At 64.3% G+C, this 12,565-nt stretch carries 14 protein-coding genes and 1 pseudogene; 9 read left to right on the plus strand and 6 right to left on the minus strand.

Going from position 1 to position 12,565, the window contains the following annotated elements; translation table 11 throughout:
• Positions 1 to 86 precede the first annotated feature (86 nt).
• Entirely contained in the window at positions 87 to 710 is a 624-nt protein-coding gene (locus tag KGQ19_RS01310; RefSeq protein ID WP_212007162.1) for an HAD family hydrolase, read from the plus strand.
• Here KGQ19_RS01310 and KGQ19_RS01315 read toward each other — a convergent pair.
• Positions 696 to 1,985 carry a helix-turn-helix domain-containing protein gene (locus tag KGQ19_RS01315; protein ID WP_212007163.1) on the minus strand — a complete coding sequence of 430 codons (1,290 nt, stop codon included), beginning with the start codon at positions 1,983 to 1,985 and terminating at the stop codon, positions 696 to 698. The two genes, KGQ19_RS01310 and KGQ19_RS01315, sit on opposite strands and share 15 nt — an antisense overlap.
• Before the next feature lie 105 nt (positions 1,986 to 2,090).
• Here KGQ19_RS01315 and KGQ19_RS01320 point away from each other — a divergent pair, with 105 nt between their 5' ends.
• From KGQ19_RS01320 to KGQ19_RS01340, 5 genes are all read left to right on the plus strand, one after another.
• A complete protein-coding gene (locus KGQ19_RS01320) occupies positions 2,091 to 2,249 on the plus strand; it encodes a hypothetical protein (RefSeq protein WP_212007221.1) in 159 nt (52 codons plus the stop codon).
• Between the two features lie 92 nt (positions 2,250 to 2,341).
• Positions 2,342 to 3,796, plus strand: a complete 1,455-nt coding sequence (locus KGQ19_RS01325; protein WP_212007164.1) for an asparagine synthetase B family protein — start codon at positions 2,342 to 2,344, stop codon at positions 3,794 to 3,796.
• A gap of 14 nt (positions 3,797 to 3,810) precedes the next feature.
• On the plus strand, positions 3,811 to 4,554 hold the full coding sequence (locus KGQ19_RS01330; protein WP_212007165.1) for a class I SAM-dependent methyltransferase: 744 nt from the start codon (positions 3,811 to 3,813) through the stop codon (positions 4,552 to 4,554).
• Positions 4,547 to 4,843 carry a hypothetical protein gene (locus KGQ19_RS01335; RefSeq protein WP_212007166.1) on the plus strand — a complete coding sequence of 99 codons (297 nt, stop codon included), beginning with the start codon at positions 4,547 to 4,549 and terminating at the stop codon, positions 4,841 to 4,843. The genes KGQ19_RS01330 and KGQ19_RS01335 overlap by 8 nt, the downstream gene beginning before the upstream one ends.
• Before the next feature lie 9 nt (positions 4,844 to 4,852).
• The gene (locus KGQ19_RS01340) at positions 4,853 to 5,275 is read left to right on the plus strand and encodes an ATP-binding protein (protein ID WP_212007167.1); all 423 of its coding nucleotides are present in this window, start codon (positions 4,853 to 4,855) and stop codon (positions 5,273 to 5,275) included.
• Between the two features lie 17 nt (positions 5,276 to 5,292).
• Here the strand turns inward: KGQ19_RS01340 and KGQ19_RS01345 are convergent, their stop codons facing one another.
• Entirely contained in the window at positions 5,293 to 5,685 is a 393-nt protein-coding gene (locus KGQ19_RS01345) for a transposase (RefSeq protein WP_212007168.1), read from the minus strand.
• Positions 5,686 to 5,811: 126 nt separating this feature from the next.
• Between KGQ19_RS01345 and KGQ19_RS01350 the strand changes: the two genes are divergently transcribed.
• The 3 genes and pseudogenes from KGQ19_RS01350 to KGQ19_RS53355 all read left to right on the plus strand — a co-directional run bounded on the left by KGQ19_RS01350 (position 5,812) and on the right by KGQ19_RS53355 (position 9,373).
• On the plus strand, positions 5,812 to 6,771 hold the full coding sequence (locus KGQ19_RS01350) for a restriction endonuclease (protein ID WP_212007169.1): 960 nt from the start codon (positions 5,812 to 5,814) through the stop codon (positions 6,769 to 6,771).
• A 538-nt stretch (positions 6,772 to 7,309) separates the two neighbouring features.
• Positions 7,310 to 8,236: a VRR-NUC domain-containing protein gene (locus tag KGQ19_RS51630; protein ID WP_212007170.1), complete on the plus strand. Its 927-nt coding sequence runs from the start codon at positions 7,310 to 7,312 to the stop codon at positions 8,234 to 8,236.
• Between the two features lie 106 nt (positions 8,237 to 8,342).
• Positions 8,343 to 9,373 (plus strand): annotated as a pseudogene (locus tag KGQ19_RS53355) (transposase).
• Here the strand turns inward: KGQ19_RS53355 and KGQ19_RS01365 are convergent.
• The 4 genes from KGQ19_RS01365 to KGQ19_RS01380 form a co-directional block, all read right to left on the minus strand.
• Positions 9,367 to 10,476, minus strand: a complete 1,110-nt coding sequence (locus KGQ19_RS01365; RefSeq protein WP_212007172.1) for a beta/alpha barrel domain-containing protein — start codon at positions 10,474 to 10,476, stop codon at positions 9,367 to 9,369. The pseudogene KGQ19_RS53355 and the gene KGQ19_RS01365 sit on opposite strands and share 7 nt — an antisense overlap.
• A gap of 312 nt (positions 10,477 to 10,788) precedes the next feature.
• Positions 10,789 to 11,583 (minus strand): hypothetical protein, encoded by a 795-nt coding sequence (locus KGQ19_RS01370; protein WP_212007173.1) that lies wholly within the window; start codon positions 11,581 to 11,583, stop codon positions 10,789 to 10,791.
• 225 nt (positions 11,584 to 11,808) lie between these two features.
• Complete coding sequence (locus tag KGQ19_RS01375) at positions 11,809 to 12,276, minus strand: hypothetical protein (protein ID WP_212007174.1); 468 nt, start codon at positions 12,274 to 12,276, stop codon at positions 11,809 to 11,811.
• 22 nt (positions 12,277 to 12,298) lie between these two features.
• Positions 12,299 to 12,535 carry a hypothetical protein gene (locus tag KGQ19_RS01380; protein WP_212007175.1) on the minus strand — a complete coding sequence of 79 codons (237 nt, stop codon included), beginning with the start codon at positions 12,533 to 12,535 and terminating at the stop codon, positions 12,299 to 12,301.
• Positions 12,536 to 12,565: the final 30 nt, after the last annotated feature.

A 12,565-nucleotide genomic window follows, 5' to 3' on the forward strand; every position in this document is an offset into this window, starting at 1 on the left:
CGACCTGCCATTGACGGGGTGGGGGCGCGACGCATGGGCTTGCAGTCCTCTGCCGGGGAGATCGTCCTCCGCGTACGCTGTGAGGCATGAGCGTGCGAAGGTTCAAAGGCCTCATCTTCGACTTCTTCGGCGTCCTGACCTCGAACATGGTCGAGGTCATCGAGTGTTTCGAGGACCGGGAGCAGATCCCGCGCGGGACGTTCCTGCGGGCCTGGGCCGATCCCCGCGGCAAGGAGCTGTTCACCCGCCTGGAGCTCGGCGAGATCAGTCAGACTGACTGGAACCAGGGCTATGCCACGTTGATGGGCGTCGCTCCGGATGGTTTAATGTCCCGCTATCTCTATGACGCATTCCCGGCTCACGAGACGCTGAAGTTCGCGCGACAAGCCCGATCGGCCGGCTACAAGACCGCCGTGTTGTCTAACTCTCTGGGGCGCACCCCCTACGATCCATATGCGGGTTTCGATCTGCGGGGGATCTTTGACGAAGTAGTGCTGTCCGAGGATCACGGAATGCGCAAACCAGATCCTGCGGTCTTCCACCTGCTCCTGGATAAGCTCGACGTACGGGCCGAGGAGTGCGTCTTTGTAGACGACTCCGAAGAGAATCTTCAAGCGGCTGTCGAGTTGGGCATGACAATCGTGTATGCGGCCGACGAAAGGAAGCTGGCGTCGCGGCTGCGAACGCTGCTGGAACTACCCGTCCTGTAGGAACGCCCGCACGGTGGGATGACCGCGGTGCTCGCCAAGCTGGCGGCGCAGCCTGGCAAGGGTCGAGGACGAACGTGCCGATTCCACCGAGCCGAGACATTTGCCGGCGTGGCGCGCCTGGTCGACTGCGGCGTCCAAATCGTGGAGGGCCAGGTGTGCTTCAGCGGCGCGGGCGAGATAGATCGCGTGGCCCTTCGGGTACTGCACCTCTTCGGGGGACTCGGCCCGGACCGCCGTGTTGAAGCAGTGCACTGCATGTGCGGGATCGCCCAGCTCCAATGCCGAGGAGCCGGCGATCATCTCGATTTCGCCGCGCGTGACCCAGTACAAGTACTCCGGGTCTTCGTCTGAAGGCCCAAGGTCAAGCAGGTCTCTGGCGGTCGTGAGGGCCTGGGCGCAGCGCCGCCGGTCGCCCGCTTTCGAAAGGGCGCGAGCCTTTCGCGCCGCGAGCATTGCCCGCATGCGGGGTGTGGCTCGATGGCGAGTTGTCTCTTCCGCGGTTTCCAAGAGCTTCACGGCGTCGTTCGGATCGCCTTCGGTGTAGTGCTGAATGGCCATGAAGGACATTGAGTACGCACCGGTCAAGACGTCATTTGCCTCTGCTGAGGATCGCAGTGCCATGTGATAGTACTGCTCTGCTGCGGCGTGACGCTTGTTGTCGAACAAATTCCACGCCACCTGCCGTGAGGCTTCTGCCGCCAGGGAATATGCGCGGCTCTCGGTGGTCGCTTCCAGTCCTCCGGCCTCGAGAAGACGGGCTAGCAGAGCTAGCTCATTGCGGGCCATACGGGCCATCTCGCCGCTATCGAATTCGTCGTCGAGATGCCGCAGGTATTCGAGGCGTTCTTCGATGTGGCCGACCAGTTTTGGCACGTCATCCGGTGCCGTGTCGCTTACTTCAACCGGTCTGACCTGCTTGGTGAGGGCGTCCGACCAGTGACCGACCACTGCGGTCAGGGCTGTGCCAGATGTGACGATGAAACTCCGACGGTCCACACCGCCTCCTGTTGCCATATCCGCCAGGATCGTCAGTGCCTCCTGGCGGTTCCATGGTGCCTCTTGCCTTCTCGGGCCGTCGACCGCGTTGCTGAATTCGCCGCCGGTCGCCAGGACCCGATCGTAGGCTCTGGCGACATCGCTGGTGAGCGGTTTGGTCCCGTTCTCGACGTTGCGCAGGTAACTCTCGGCGTACCCCGCCTCTCGCGCGAACGCGGCGAACGTCAGCCCGGACCGGCGCCGTGCCGCCCGCAAATCGTCTCGAAGCTCGTCCGCCATGATGCCGCCCTTGTCAGAAAAGGGATCGCCTAGGGATCGGTCTAGGTCATTGTTCCTCGTCCGGTGACGCGGTGTGCTCATTCCGGCGCAGATAGCGTCGGAGTGTTGAGACTGCCACAGGAGGACACCGTGGACCAGACCACCATTGACGAACTGTTCGACGGGCCGCTCGTCACCGCGGTCCCGAGCGGGACGCTCGTGGAGAAGTCGCCGGGCGACGGCGACGGCGAGGACAAGGGCGACTATTGCAGCGTGCAGCGCTGATCCACTGACTGCCGCGTCCGGGCTGGCGCACTTCTCGTGCGCTCCGCGGGCCCGGGCGCGGCTTCCCCCACCGCCAACGCGCAAGGAACCCCATGTTCAGTTTCGATATCTCGACGGTGACGGACGGCTCCGTCACCTGGAGCCGTGACGGAGACGCGTGGGTCGGCCCGGCCGGCTGGGTGCGGCCCTTCGAACATCCGGCGTTGCAGGCGACAGCGGTCGCGGACGGCGCCAGTCTGTGTCTGACAGTCGCTGAACGGTGTGAGAAGCCAGACTTCGTGCGCTTGCACGTCGATGGTTCCACGGTTGCCGTGGAGGCGGGACCGCTTGGTCGTGCCCCTGTCTACGTCCGGTACCGGAGCAATCGATTGGCGGGCGGCTGGCGTCTCAGTGACCTGATGGAGGGCTTGTCGGTCGGCGCCGTGAACGGCCGAGAGCTGACGAGGCAGCTGACTCGCCGCCATCGCTACACGGCCGACACCGTCTTCGACGGCGTCCTGCGTCTGACGGAGCGCGCTCGAATCAGCGTCGGCGCATCGGGCTTGCGGGTCCAGTACCCGGAGCCCGTCGAACGCCCGATCACGCGGCGTGCCCTGAAGCCCGGGATCGATCCGGTGGCGGTTCTCGGCGAATTGCTGGGCCGGCATGTGGAAGAGCGGCCCGTGGACGGGGTCGAGTTGTCGGGCGGGGCCGACTCGGCGCTCGTGGCCGCCGAGGTCGTCCGAGCGTCCGGTCGTCGAATGCAGAGCTTTGGGCTGGTCATGCCTGGTGAGCAAGGCCTCGCCCAAGCGAATCGTCGTGCTGGGATCGTTGAGGGGCTGAAGCTCGCGGACAACTCGATCCTCGCGGCGGCGTATCCGCCGTTCGGAGCCGGTCGGCGCTGTGGGTTGCACGACCCGGCCAGCTCGTATTACTGCGAGGCCTTCGACGCGCTTGCCGCCGTGGCCGGCACCCTTGGCGTGCGTGTTATGGCGACGGGTTTCGGCGGCGACGAATTGATGGCTTGTCCCGCCGAAGCGCAGCCGACGCCAACCGAAGAGGTATTGCCTGCCTGGCTCAGTGTCAAAGCACGTACGGAGGCGCGGGAGCTGGACGACGACTTGGCGCCTTCAGCGCATCTGTGCACGCCGACCCTGATGGCGGTTGCCTCACATGCCCCTGGCCTGCTCGCTGCCGGCATCTGGCCGGTCGCCCCGTTTGCGGACCCCGCGCTGACCCGGTTCTGCCAGCAGCTTCCTGAGGACCTGGTAGTCGGCAAGCGCCTGCTGCGGCATCGCCTGGCCCAGTACATCCCCAAGCGGATCGCCCACAAGCCATCTCCGGAGACGTTCCGCCCTGTGATGCAGATCGGGATGCGACGATTTGGCCTCCGGCTCCTCGGCGACTACCTCAAACGCGGCATGCTGCTGGCGGACCTCGGCTTCGTCGAGCCCTCGGAGCTTCAGGCGGCGGTCCATGCCGCGAGTGCCGGTTCGACGGTTGATTCCCGGTTGGCAGATGTCCTGCGTCTGGAGCACGGACTTCGTCAGGCGTGGGGTCAGCTGTGACAAACTCTCCCAAAATGGAACATCTGAAAGAGGCGTCGCTGCTCTACCGGGAGCCGGCGCTGTATGCGCAGATGACTGACGCCGACGCTATCGACAGGGCCGCTGCCATCATCGCTCTAGCCGCCGTTCACGGTCCGTCCGGTGCCAAATCCGTGCTGGACCTGGGCTGCGGCACCGGCGCGGTCCTGGAACAGCTGGCTTGCACGTACTCCGATCAGGCAGGCGTCGACCTGCTGCCCGGAATGATCGACATCGCGAAGAAGCATCGCCCGGAGCTGGACCTGCGCGTTGGTGATATGCGTACGGTGCGTCTAGGCCGGTCCTTCGACGTTGTGATCTGCGTTGGCAATGCCCTGGCATACCTAATCGAGCCCGAGGACGTCCAGGCAGCCTTCGCCACCTTTGCCGAGCACTGCGTTCCCGGGGGCCTGTTGATCATCCAGACACCCACCGTTTATCCCCCACTGGACAGGAACCGGAACGCGAAGGCGGAGGTGTCCGGACGGCATGCGGGCGTCGTGATCAGGTACACCCGGGATCCAAGGGACGAGACATTCACCATGACTCGTCACTGGAACTTCGAGGACGGTGAGCGCACAACAGACGTGGTCCGTCGACGTGTCCTGTCCATCGAGGAGCAAGCGGTGTTCGCCAACTCGGTCGGCTTCACCCACGTCTGGCGGAGTACTAGGGACGGCGTAACTGTCTTCCACCGCGAAGGCGTGGGTGGTCCGGGGACGGGAGCTGCTAGTGGCTGAGACGCCGAAAGACTCTGTCCTCCTGTCCCTCGCGAAGGAGGGCTACAGCGGGAGCTACGGCGTCTTGCTGCTGGTGGCAGTGCTGATGGGTACGAACCCTGATGAACTGAGGCCTGAATCGGACGCGGAGCGGGACGAGTGGTCCGGGCACCTTCAGGGACTGCGCTCGGCGCTGACGTGCGTTGCGATACACGAGGCGAAGCTCGAACCCGGCGATGCGGCGGCCGTGGTGCAGCGGCACATAGAGGACGCAGCTCAGGTCATGGGCCGATCCCGCGGATCGAGGTGAGGCGCTGTGATGCGCGGGTCTCTGACCTGTCCAGGACACGCCGAGCACCTGTCGGACGTGCGCAAGTTCATCCTCAAGGTCCTCGGTGACGTGCCCGGCGTTGATGTCGCTGAACTGGTGGCGTCGGAGCTGGCGGGCAACGCGATCGTCCACTCGGCGAGTGGTGGGCCGGGTGGGTCCTTCACGCTGCATGTGGAGGTGCTGGCCGACCGCTGGCTGATACGCGTGGACGATGCCGGCGGGGTGACCGAGCCGCGGGTCCGCTGCGCCGACTCCGGGAAGGACGAGTCCGGCCGCGGGCTGGCGCTGGTGTCCGCGGTGTCGCTGGAGTGGGGTGTGGTCGGCGGCTGTGACGCGCGCTCGGTGTGGGCGGCCGTCCCGATTCCGGTGCGTCCGCAATCGGAGTTGAGTCTTGCTTCTTTGGCGACCTGAGTTGAAGGCGCCGACACCTACTGAGGTTCAAAGGGTGATGTCGTCAGGGTGAGTCCGGTGCCGGCTTGGGCGATGTCGATGAGCCAGGATCGGTACTGGATCGCGCGTAGTTCCTGGCGGATGGTGGCGATGGGGTGTTCCGGGTCGGCGAACGCGGTGTTGGCCAGGTTCCGGCGGATCAGCGGCCAGATGCCCTCGATCGGGTTCAGTTGTGGTGCGCAGGCTGGCAGTTGGTAGATGGTCAGCCAGTCGCGAGCGGCGATGTACTGCTTCATCCCGGCGGTCAGGTGGGTGTTCAGGTTGTCCCAGACGAGCATGATCGGGCCGCCGAGCTGGGTATGTGCCACGCCGATTAGATCCTGGTAGCCGGTCCGGGCGAAGCTTTTGTAGGAGTGCAACAGCTCGGTCATGCCTGCTGTCAGTCCTTGTCCATACAATCCGTTTGGAGTGGTTGTACCTTGCCTCCGAATTGCTACCAGGGGGTGAGGCGCAAACTGCTGCCCAAGGAGCAAACCAGCTGATACGGGAGCACACGGGTGCGCAAGTCAGTCGAATTTGAGCAGCTGCTCGCCAAGATCGTGAAAGAGCTTGAGCCTGAGGCGGTCGTCACCTGGGACGATCACATCACGGGCAGGCTGTCCGGGCGCAAGCGCCAGATCGACGTGTCCATCAGCCGCGAGGAACCAGCCTTCCTCGGCATTATCGACGCGAAGGACTACAAGAGGCCGGCGAGTATCGAGCGCATCGACGCCCTCACCGGCGTCATGCGAGACGTTGGTGCCAACTACGGCGCGCTCGCGTGCAGTGGTGGCTTCGCCGAGTCGATTCACACCTACGCCCGCAACTGCGGTATCTCGCTGTTCAACGTCCACGACGCCGAGTCGGTCAACTGGTCGCTGGAGCTCAAGATCCCGATCCTCTGGTACGAGCTGATGCCGGTGGTCGGGATCGGCGGCAAGCCGTACCTTGAAGCTGGCGACAGTATCGTTACCGGCGATCCCCGCGGCATCCAAGTCACCGCTGATGGTGGGAAGACACTTATTGATCCAATGTCGACCTTCGAGCGGTACTGGAACGGTCCGACAGCCAATCGAGCCCCGGGGATGCGCCATCACCTAACCTCTGATAGGCCCGTCGAGGCGGTTGTGACTGACGCTGCGGGCAACAGGCAGTTGCGGGACCTCATGGACTACGCGATTGTCTACACGGTCCAGCCAACGGCCTGGCTGGGTAAGTTCCAGCCGGCTGAGTGCCGGGGACTCGTTGACGTCCTCGATGAGCAGGCGTTCAACGTCTCTCACCTGCCAGACGCGGCCATCCCGATGCAACGTGATGACAGCTGGGAGATCCTTGAGGAGCCAGACAAGTTCGCCGTGACCGCGCGCGGGACGGCAGTGGTCTGTACAGCACCAGTACTCATTAGCGATCCCAAGATCACGTCACTCCGCATGACGCACCTTGAGTCGGGGATGACTGAGTGGTTCTCGCAGAGCTGATGACCAAGTTGGTTTCTCGTCTTCGCGTAAAGCCGTCGCGAACGGAAAACCCATGTTGTGATGTCTGACCTGCATGGGACAGTGTGATGTGACCGGGCAGAGCCCTCGACTCGGCGACGTGGTTGCGCAGTAGCAGAACGTTAAGAATGTAAGGGCTGTGATAATGGAAGATGCGTCGCCGAATACATGTGAGCATCGTGAGGTCGAGCTTCTCAGCCCCTGGGAGCTCATCCGCAAGTACACCTGCGTAGCCTGCGGGGGAGTCTTGACCTGCTCGTGTGATGCAGTCCTGGCAACGCGCGTTCTGCGGCACCAGGCTTTGACGGGGACCGACAGCTACAGCGCGGCAAGGGTGGCTGTGACGCATCCACTGACCCCGAACGTGTGTGACGACTGTCGCGGCCTACCACCCAAGCCCTTCCCGCGATCTGAGCAGCGCGGGGCTACGACGAAGATCCATCGCTACTACTGGCGAGAGCTCTGGACTGAAAGTCACCTGCGGTTTCTCCAGTGGTGCGATGACGAAGGTATCTCGACCGTGGACGATGCCGGCAAGTCGCTGGTGCTGTGGCTTGAGCATCAGCAGCACAAGGATCAGATGAAACAGATCGAGCGCGAAGTTCTCGCCGAGATCAAGCAGTTGCACGCGACACACCCGAAGTACGTCTATGACGAGCCGTCTGATGCTGACGTTCTGAAGGCTAATGGTGTCCGCGTCACGGATGCCAAAGCTGCCTATCTGACGCCGACCCGCGATCGAGTGCTGGTACTCCCGCTGGGTGTCACGGACCAGACTCAAGCCCAGTCTGTAGAGGAGTTCGTAGCGACTCGACTTCGGGCGGATGGTCGCGAGGTCATGTTCTGTGAGTCTCTGCCATTCCAGGCGCTCTACGGCTGCCTCATGTATCTGTGGGTCCAGGACCCTGCTGACCCGCTGATTCGGCCAGCAGGCGTCAGCCGCGAAGGCCAGGGTGGCACCGATGGCCAGCTCATCTGGACACTGCTTCCAGCGGACTACGGCCGGCAGGCGCACGCCGATCGGCGTCAGGCCGAGCTCGAAGCGCATCTCGACTTCATTGGTAGCACGACGGATGACCTCTTGTGGGCGTTCGATTACTGGCTTGAGTACTCCCGGCCGCTGCGGCAGTACCTGTGGGCCTACAGCGCGGAGGACGAACAACGGGCGCGGACCATCATTGGCGTGCTCGGCGTGGAGCGAGTGAAGACCATCCTGCGTTGGCTGGCGGAGTCGTATTGGGATCGCTACGTGGGCTGGCCCGACCTTCTGACTTGGCATGAGACGCCCGACGGGCCACGCGGCGTGCTGTTCGTTGAGGTCAAGTCCAGCTCCGACCGGCTCAGTGACGATCAAAAGACCTGGATCGAAGGTAACCGTGAGACGCTCGGGTTCGACTTCGAGATCGTGAAGGTCAACCGTACCCTGAGGATGCAAGTGACCGAGTAGCTTCGGGAGGGGAATGGTTGGCTGTCTAGGCTTACCGCCTACTGACCTTCAAAGGGCGTTGTTGTAGAGGACTGACAGCGGTCGGTTAAAGCGGTACGTCTGACGTGTGCGATATCCGCAAGGAGGTGGGCTGACCGCGGAGCGTCAGGCGTTCCGTGAGCAGATCCGGATACAGGCGGCCGGGCGGTTCGCCGCCGATGAGGACAGCGCTGCTGTGGCCAAGGCGCTTCGGGTGCGCTCTGTGCAGCGTTGGCGGGCAGCCTGGGAGACCGGCGGTGAGGCGGCGTTGGTATCCAAAGCGTCGCCGAACCATCCGCAGCTGTCCGAGGCGCAGTTCGCGATGTTGGGGGCCGAGTTGGAGCGGGGTCCTGCCGCGCGCAGCTGGCCGGATCAGAAATGGATGCCTGGCAGGATCACAACGGTGACCGGGCGTCGATTCCACACGTCCTACACCGTTGCCGGCGTCTACTACTGCCGTGCCGCCACGGCTGATCGACGAGGCTCCGATCACCGGCTGGATGCGGGAGATGTAGCCGGACGTGGAAACACCCGGGCGGCGTCCGCGGCCTGGTTGGTCTTCGAAGGCGAAGCCGGGTGCTCGATGACGCCGCCGCCCGCACCTGGTCCCGCCGCGGCCACACCCCAATCACCCGAGTGCGCGGACGCTCACGTCGCCGCCTGTCAGTGGCGGCACTGGTCTGCTACAAACCCGGTCAACGCTCCCGGCTCGTCTACCGCCCGGCACCGGACCGTCGTACCGACGGCCGCAAAAGCTTCGCCTGGACCGGCTACCAGGATCTAGTCAGCGTGGTACATACCCAGCTCGGCGGCCCGATCGTGCTCGTCTGGGACAACCTGAACACCCACCTGACCGCCGGGATGAAGCAGTACATCGCCGCTCGCGACTGGTTGACCATCTACCAACTGCCAGCCTGCGCACCACAACTGAACCCGATCGAGGGCATCTGGCCGCTGATCCGCCGGAACCTGGCCAACACCGCGTTCGCCGACCCGGAACACCCGATCGCCACCATCCGCCAGGAACTACGCGCGATCCAGTACCGATCCTGGCTCATCGACATCGCCCAAGCCGGCACCGGACTCATCCTGACGACATCACCCTTTGAACCTCAGTAGAGCCCTTCAACCGACCTGCGGATGATTTCTGCGTCCTCCGGATACGAGACCTCGAAGCTTTCCCAATAGGATGCCGCCTCGTCGCGTACTTCTTGGCTCTCTTTTGAGAGATCCGCCTCAGCTATCGGGCCCATGAACCGAACTAGATGAGGCGGCAAATGCGCCATGAGGTGGTCCTCTGCCTCGGACGCTCTTATTTTGGCTCGGGCGATCTCGTGGTCTTCCGCGGTAAAGCTGAGAAGGTACGGAACCATTAGCGTGCGGGCTATAGGAATGTCTGGACCGATCTCGGCGAGTCCGGGTAACGACATGCCGCCTGGCTGGAGTGCCTGCCCCATTCGGGTTTGAGCCGCAGCGTATCGATAGGCGCCGTCAACGATCTCCCGTGCTGCTATGAAGTCATCGACCGATGCGGAGTGTACGGCCTCGGTCATGCGATCTAAGCTGCTGGAGGCCATCTTCTCGGCGGCCCGGTCAAAATCCTGACCGTCGTTGAATCCCGCCACGGTCAGGGCTTCACCGACTCCTTCACTGCTTGGGACCTCGCCGGCGAAGACGGCCGTCAGCAGTGTGCTGAGGGCACCGTCGAGGTACTGCTGTCCCGATGTCTTCTCCCCAGCAGGGGACGACTTCGTCATTTTGCGTGCCCGCTGTCGCCACGGTGCCAGAACCGTCCCGGCGACATGTTGAGCCAAGACCCGGGCGGCGGCATCTGCTATATCGGCGGCGACGTGGACTTCAGGCATCTGCTTTACTGCTATTTCGGTAAGGCGACGTTTGAGCCAGGTCAGGAAGTGGGAGTACGAATCCTTCAGTTTTTCGAGGCGGACCGGGTACCCGTCGGCGAACAGTGCAATCGGTCCTTCAACTAGCTTGATGCCTGAACGCATCAGAGTCGCGACCGCCATGACTTGATCTACATAGCCGTCCGGGTTCGTGCTTCGCGACCCAGGTACACCGGCAACGTGCACGTGGTCGCGTGCTGGCAGGCAGCCGGCCTGTCGCCAGCGCTCCAGCTTGCGGGCGGTCACACCCGTCTCACCGCGCTCGCGGCAGGCGACGATCGTCTCCTGGTCAGCAACGGACGTCCTGCGGTCGGTCATAACCGCAGGCTAGGGCACCTACCCGTGATCATGAAGCCTTGAGGTGCTGCTGATTTGCCAATCTTGTCTGGAACGGCGGCGCCGGGCCGCCCGGCTGGGAAGGGAGGTGCACGATGGACACGATTCATGACCTGATCATGTTGATGCTGTCGCTGTGGGGCGTGGTCAGCGCGGCTATGGCGAGCATGAAATATGCGCGTCGGCTCGGTGTGATCTGAGCTCATGAGCTCTGGCTCCTCGTAGCATCAACGCGATGCTTCGGGGAGCCATCGAGGACGTCCGGCGCCTGCTTCCTGCCGCTGATCGGAGCGTCTAGGTGTCTGCCTCGATGGCGGCACGGATGCGCTTCACCGAGCTGATCGACGGCGGCCGTGTCCCGGCGGGAAGGTGGCCCGAAGTACTCAGCCGCCGAACCTCCGCGGCCAAGGCCGCCTGGAATTCGCGGCCGGCCGGTCGCCGACCGAGCTGAGCGCTCAGGTCGGCGAAGACTCCCCGCCCATGAGCGACCCAGTCTGGGCGGCCGGTCTGGATGACTTCTTGGGCGAGATGTCCCGCCAGCGGAGGCTCAGCCGCTGCTTCAGTGGCCGCGGTGTGGGCGAGGGCACCCTCGCCCGGCTCGGTGGCCGGCTGACCGACGGGCGTCGCTTCGGTGCGTTCGTCTTCCGCAGCTCGGTCGTGACGCCGGGTCAGAAGGCTTTGAAGGTTCAGTAGACGCTCCACGATCAGGGGCGGGAGGCTCGCGACGGCGACCAGCAGAAGATCACGCGTGAGCGGGTCGACCAGACGGCCGGCCCGCTTCAGGAAGTGATCGAGGGCGTTGCAGGTCAGGCTCATTCCGAAGGCCAGGCGCGCGTTGCGCAGCACCGGCTTCTGGCCGGGGTGCTCTGCGGGGAGGTTGTAGGCGACGGCGAGTGCGGTGAAGGCGTAGATGTCGAGGGCGGCTGGCAGCAGCCATGCGCTGGCCGGGCCGAGGTCGAGTTGGCCGCCGAGGTGGTAGAGGGTGTCGGCGCTGATCGCCGCTGCGGCGAGTTCGGCGATGGTGCCGCCGATGCGCGCCATGCGGACGGCGCTGACGGGGGTGATGTGGTCCTGGTGCCGGTCGGCCATGATGCCTCCGAAGGCGGTCCGTCGTGGGCATGGCGAAGTGCGGCCGGCCGCTCATTGAGCGGCCGGCCGCACAGGGTTCTGCTGTTGGGCTGATCGTGGGCGGTAGGGGAGCGAGCCGGCGCTCAGGGGTCTGGTCGCGGACTCGATCGCTCGGTGCGGTGAGCGGCAGTCCCGGTGTGGGCGGCCACCGGGGTCGCCCACACCGGGTGTTCTCGGCCCATCCGCCTAAGTGGTTGGGCGGATGACAGTGATCGCGGCGGTCTCAGCTTCCGTGAGCACGAGGGCGGGCAACTGGTCGTACCCCTCGACGAACGCCCGGTACAGCCGGTGTGAGCCGTCGATGATCAGCAAGGTGTCTTCTGCCCTGGTAGATCCGGTCGCGATGGTGGCCAGGATCAGCGGGCGCGCGAGGTTGGTGGACATCGCGTGTGCGCGATCGAAGAGAGGCCCGAGCGTCATGGGCGCGAACGGGTTATCGTCCATGCCGTACATGCGCGCCCAGGAAGGGACGTCGATCGGTACGGTGCGGCGGCGGGATGTTCTCAATACCTGGAAAGCGTGTTCGATATCGAAAAGGGTGTCTCCGACTTGTCCGTATTGCTGTTCGTGTCTTGGTACCGGCCGGGAGCCTGGCTGCCTCGGCGACTTCAACGACGCCGGCGGCTTCGTCCGGTGCTTCTTTTTCTTCGGCATGTGGCGCTCGCTGACTCGTGATTCAGCGACCGCGTCGCGCGACGGCGGTGATGTGCGCTTGGACCACGGCGAGGATGAACGCGGCGTCGGCTTCGGTGATGCCGATCGGCACGGACAGGCACGCGACCCGGCCGTCGTTCAGGTTGAAGTTCACGCAGGCGTCGGGAGGGAGGACGGGGCCGGAGCTTGGCAGAGGTCCGCGCGGAATCTGGCTCGGGCCGACGTTCGTCGTGCGTGAGTCGGGGGCGGTGGTAGGCATTTGGGCTTCTCCTTTGTGCGGGGGCGGGGG

This window comes from Catenulispora pinistramenti (assembly GCF_018274385.1).
Taxonomy (GTDB): Bacteria; Actinomycetota; Actinomycetes; order Streptomycetales; family Catenulisporaceae; genus Catenulispora; species Catenulispora pinistramenti.